General features: G+C 38.2%; 5 protein-coding genes and 1 pseudogene. 2 read left to right on the top strand and 4 right to left on the bottom strand.

The window, feature by feature from the left end; all coding sequences use genetic code 11:
• The 3 genes and pseudogenes from BCG07_RS18425 to BCG07_RS18435 form a co-directional block, all read right to left on the bottom strand.
• Positions 1-668, bottom strand: a pseudogene (locus tag BCG07_RS18425) (ligand-gated channel protein); the annotation flags it as partial.
• Between the two features lie 9 nt (positions 669-677).
• Complete coding sequence (locus tag BCG07_RS18430) at positions 678-1,754, bottom strand: FecR family protein (protein ID WP_286891456.1); 1,077 nt, start codon at positions 1,752-1,754, stop codon at positions 678-680.
• Positions 1,751-2,323, bottom strand: a complete 573-nt coding sequence (locus BCG07_RS18435; protein WP_006794666.1) for an RNA polymerase sigma factor — start codon at positions 2,321-2,323, stop codon at positions 1,751-1,753. Before BCG07_RS18435 ends, BCG07_RS18430 begins: the two co-directional genes overlap by 4 nt.
• Positions 2,324-2,443: 120 nt before the next feature.
• On the opposite strand from BCG07_RS18435, the gene BCG07_RS18440 reads away from it, so the two are divergent.
• Positions 2,444-2,959: a DUF2937 family protein gene (locus BCG07_RS18440; RefSeq protein ID WP_286891457.1), complete on the top strand. Its 516-nt coding sequence runs from the start codon at positions 2,444-2,446 to the stop codon at positions 2,957-2,959.
• On the opposite strand, the gene BCG07_RS18445 is transcribed toward BCG07_RS18440, so the two are convergent.
• On the bottom strand, positions 2,939-3,826 hold the full coding sequence (locus tag BCG07_RS18445) for a LysR family transcriptional regulator (RefSeq protein WP_010557299.1): 888 nt from the start codon (positions 3,824-3,826) through the stop codon (positions 2,939-2,941). The two genes, BCG07_RS18440 and BCG07_RS18445, sit on opposite strands and share 21 nt — an antisense overlap.
• A 124-nt stretch (positions 3,827-3,950) precedes the next feature.
• Here BCG07_RS18445 and BCG07_RS18450 point away from each other — a divergent pair.
• Positions 3,951-4,216 (top strand): redoxin domain-containing protein (locus BCG07_RS18450; RefSeq protein WP_286891459.1); only part of this gene is annotated, 266 nt, incomplete at its 3' end.

The following is a 4,216-nucleotide window of genomic DNA, read 5'->3' on the forward strand; positions in this document are numbered from 1 at the left end:
CCTGTATTTTCAAGTGCTTCAGCACTTAAAATATCGACCGGAACGGGTAAATCTTCAACCGAACGCCCTGCTACACGGCTACCGACAATTGCAATTTTTTCGATTTTGTCTTGAGCAACGTCTTCTGCTGCATTTACACCTTGAGAATTTACCGCCAGTAATGCCGGTAATACTGCTGCACTGACTGCTGAAAGCTTCATCATGTTGTTATCATTCCTGTTGATTTGTTTGAGTTTTATACTCAGTAATCCATTTTGATCAACAACCGCATCGAGCTCAGTCCCCACCAATAATGCCTCCAGCGCATCTAGTTGGGTATAGAATCCATAGACAGAATTTGCTTCATACTCTTTAGCTAACTCGTATGAAAACACCACGGTTTGCTTGGTTTGTTTAGCAAATTCAATTAAGGCTTTGTCTGCTCGCTGCGCTTTTATATCAAATTGCACCATTTGCCCGGTAGTTTGACTTGCGGCTTGCACATTTAGGCTAAACATAGCTGGTGCAAACACACATAAACCACTCAATAAATGCAATTGGTTACTGCGCACCGTATATAAACAGCTGGCAAACAAAAATCCTCTATGGTTTTGTTTCTTTTTTTTAATCTTTTTTTTACGTGCAGGATTTAAAGATGCAACTTTATCTAACATATGTCTGATTTGCATAGCTGCTTCTTATGATTTTGTATTTTGCGTAAGCGTAACTGTGTGTTTACCTTGGCGTTCATGATTAATAGAAAAGTTAGTGTGTAAACTTTCTAGCAACCCAGCCACATCACCTGCTTTGAAAACACCCGCAACTTTAATAGACGCAAGTTCTTCAGACGATAATTTAAAACGTGTAGAAGTATAACGGCTCACTTCGTTTAAGGCATCGCTAAGCGGCTCACCATTAAAAACAAGCATGCCATTTTGCCATGCTAAGTCACGCTCAACATCATCAATAGAGAGCTGGGTAATTGGTTTGGTGATGCTTTTTTCTATAACGGCTTTTTCGCCAGATGTAACTATATTGGCATTAATTTGGCGAATTTTATCTGCGTTTTTGTCAGCTGACTGGTAAGCTTTAAAGTCACTGGCATCCACCGCCACACTCGGATCGGTGATCATTACTTTGCCTTCGGTTACCACCAGTTCTAGATCTGAAGATGTATTACGCTGAACATTAAACACTGTACCCAATGCTGTAAAACTCTTATTGCCAGCCATTACACTAAATGGACGAGATGCATCTTTAGCAACGTTAAAACGCCCTTCTCCTCTGTTGAGCAATAGCTGTCTACGGCCTTTGCTGTAGGCAACTTCTAATAAACTATTTGTATTTAACTGCACAATAGTGCCGTCGGGTAATGCGTAAGTTGCTTGCTCACCCACTTTAGTTTTATAAATTTTAGTGTAATTAACTTTTGCTAATTGTTGGCTGTAACCATTTTCTAAGTTGATTAATAGATAACTACACACCATAAGTGCTGCAAATAAACTGGCTGCAATAGACGTTGAAACCAGCCATCTTTTTTTGGGTTGTTTACTATTACGATGAGGGAATAAATTACTGAGCTCGTTTAAAACAGATATTTCATCCCATAAGTGGGCTAGCTCGTAAAGCGCATCTTGGTGGGCGTTGCTCTGCATCATCCACAATGTAAACTGCTCTTTTTCATCTTTTGATAAGCCGCGTTCAATGGCGCTGATCCAGTTACAAGCTGTTTCTAATATTAAATCTTTTGAAGTAAATTGATGAACATTGCTCATTTTGCAACCCTCTTTACTGTTAACGGATGAAGAGAATTGTCGTGCTTAGTTTTTGCCACTTGGCTTTGATCGTGTTCGCGCATGTAAAGCATGGTTTTTAATAACCCTTTAGCAATGTGTTTTTCAACAGTACTCTGACTAAGCTGCATCTCGCTTGCGATCTCTTTTTGGCTCATGCCATATACTTTCTTTAGTATAAAACATTTACGGGTTGATGGGCTTAACTGCTCTGTTGCTTTACAAAACAGTAAAAAACGTTCTTTTGACGTGTATTCATCTTCGAGCTGCATTGACTTTAGCAACACAGGTAATTCACTGTCGTCGTCTAGCGAATCGTTAAATTTGTTGTCCCACTTAGCAACATGGTTTAATGCTAAATGTTTAGCGGTTTTTAACATGTAACTACGGGTATATTGAATATCTTGTTTTAAATCAGCCTCGTAGCTTTTTATAAATGTTTCTTGCACAATGTCGTCTACATCATCGGGCTGTACTATTCTTGAAACAAAGCGTTTAAGTTGGCTTGAAATATCAACAAATGTTGACGCAAATTTATTCTTTTTGGTCATCCTTAGTAAACACCTGTTGTTATTATTGTTAGCGTAAGATTACGAGTTTTGAATATAAAAAACTAGTTAAATGTAAATTTTTAGTTGTATAAATGTCATATTTTTTTATTAGGAGAATTAATGGGTAAAATTTTAGACTATATCCGACTGAGTTTTTTTGCTTGCGGGCTACTTTTAGGCGTACAAATACCCGCGTTTGTGAGTGATTTTGGCCAAGCACTAAACGCACAATTAGTGGAGGCAAATAATGCAATAGGGCCTTTTCAAAAAGACGCTAAAAAATACTTTAATAACGACCTTGCTAAGTTAATAAAGCACTATGAAAATTTAGGCGATGAAATTGTGGGAGAAGGTGCCAATCATATTCAAACTCTCAGCCAGCGTCAGCAAACTTTGGCGAGGGCTGTTGATGAATTTTCAAACTCGCCTTATCTGTTTACACTGCGTAGCGAGCTTCACACTATAAAACAGCAAGTATGGCATCGTTTTGAAGGGCAAATAATTTTAAAAACAGACTCAATTACCGCAGCAATTATCACCGCAATAATCATTGCGTTTATTGCAGAGCTTACAGGCTTTTTGTTTATGGTTTTAATTAAACGCGTTTATCTGCGATTAATCAGTGCGTGCGAATAACGATTTCATAAAGTCAAAAAACACATCTGTTTTTCGGGTTGTTAAGCTATTTTGTGGCCGTAAAAACCATACAGGGGCATCGCTTTGTGCAAGTACGTTAGGCATCACCTCTACCAATGTGCCATTTTTTAGCTCATCGTTTATTGCAAGCCTAGACTTTATAGCAATGCCGTGGCCCGCAATGGCAGCTTGCGTCATGTTGTCTGAATTTGAAATGGTAAAGCGCGTTTGTGCATTAAACGTGTGAATTTTTTGTTGGGCATCATAAAGCTTTAATTGGCGTTGCCATGGCAGACAGACCCAAAAATGTTTTTCTAACTCAGTGATGGTTGTTGGCATTGAATGCTTTTTTATATAACTAGGCGCAGCACATAATACACGACTGTTATTGACTATTTTACGAGAAAGCAATCCTGAATCATTTAATTGCCCTACACGAATAGCAACATCTTGCGCATCATCAACTACGTTTACAAACTGATCGGTTATTAAAAAGTCTAGTTTTAGATCTGGAAAAGCATGCTCAAATTCATTAAGCCTAGGCATTACATATTTAGAGAAAACCCAAGGTGGCATGGTTACTCTTAATAACCCACTTACCGATGAACTACGTGCGCCAATACTGTGTTCTGCATCACGTAATGCTTCAATTATGGCACCTATGCGGGTATAAAATACTTCTCCCGCGGGTGATAAGCGCACTCTTCTGCTATCTCTAAACACAAGCACAGTAGCGAGCTCTCGCTCTAATTTACTTAAGCGATGACTGACTGTTGCAGGTGATAAACGCTGTTCACGAGCGGCTGCCAGCACCCCTTTATTTTCAACCACAGCAATAAACGTTTCTAGATCACTTAAGCTGTACATAAAAACCCACAATGTCTTTTCAATGTTTAATATTTTCGAATGAAGCTTTCAGTTTTGCAATGTTTATTTAAATACTTAAAACCATATACTTTTGACCAAGTTTAATAATTGATGAGACTAAGCCATGAGTTTAAAAGCACAAATAGATGCATTTAATGTTCAAAAAGAAGCTAATTTACCAGCACACGTTTTAGCATTAATGAATACAACAAACGAAGAATTAATTGCTCAGCACATCCGAAATAACGCCTTACAGGTTGGCGATAAAATAGAAAACTTTATTTTGGCAAACCACCTAGGCAAAAATATAGAATTGGCCGATTTATTAAATAAAGGCCCTGTCGTTGTTAGTTTTTACCGTGGCGCATGGTGCCCTTATTGTAATTTAGA

The organism is Pseudoalteromonas sp. ESRF-bin5, from assembly GCF_002632075.1.
GTDB lineage: Bacteria > Pseudomonadota > Gammaproteobacteria > Enterobacterales > Alteromonadaceae > Pseudoalteromonas > Pseudoalteromonas marina.

Excerpts from the sequence above, each read along its gene's own strand:
- BCG07_RS18440 (WP_286891457.1), top strand. The coding sequence starts at position 2,444 with ATGGGTAAAATTTTAGACTATATCCGACTGAGTTTTTTTGCTTGCGGG.
- BCG07_RS18430 (WP_286891456.1), bottom strand. The coding sequence starts at position 1,754 with ATGAGCAATGTTCATCAATTTACTTCAAAAGATTTAATATTAGAAACA.
- BCG07_RS18435 (WP_006794666.1), bottom strand. The coding sequence starts at position 2,323 with ATGACCAAAAAGAATAAATTTGCGTCAACATTTGTTGATATTTCAAGC.
- BCG07_RS18445 (WP_010557299.1), bottom strand. The coding sequence starts at position 3,826 with ATGTACAGCTTAAGTGATCTAGAAACGTTTATTGCTGTGGTTGAAAAT.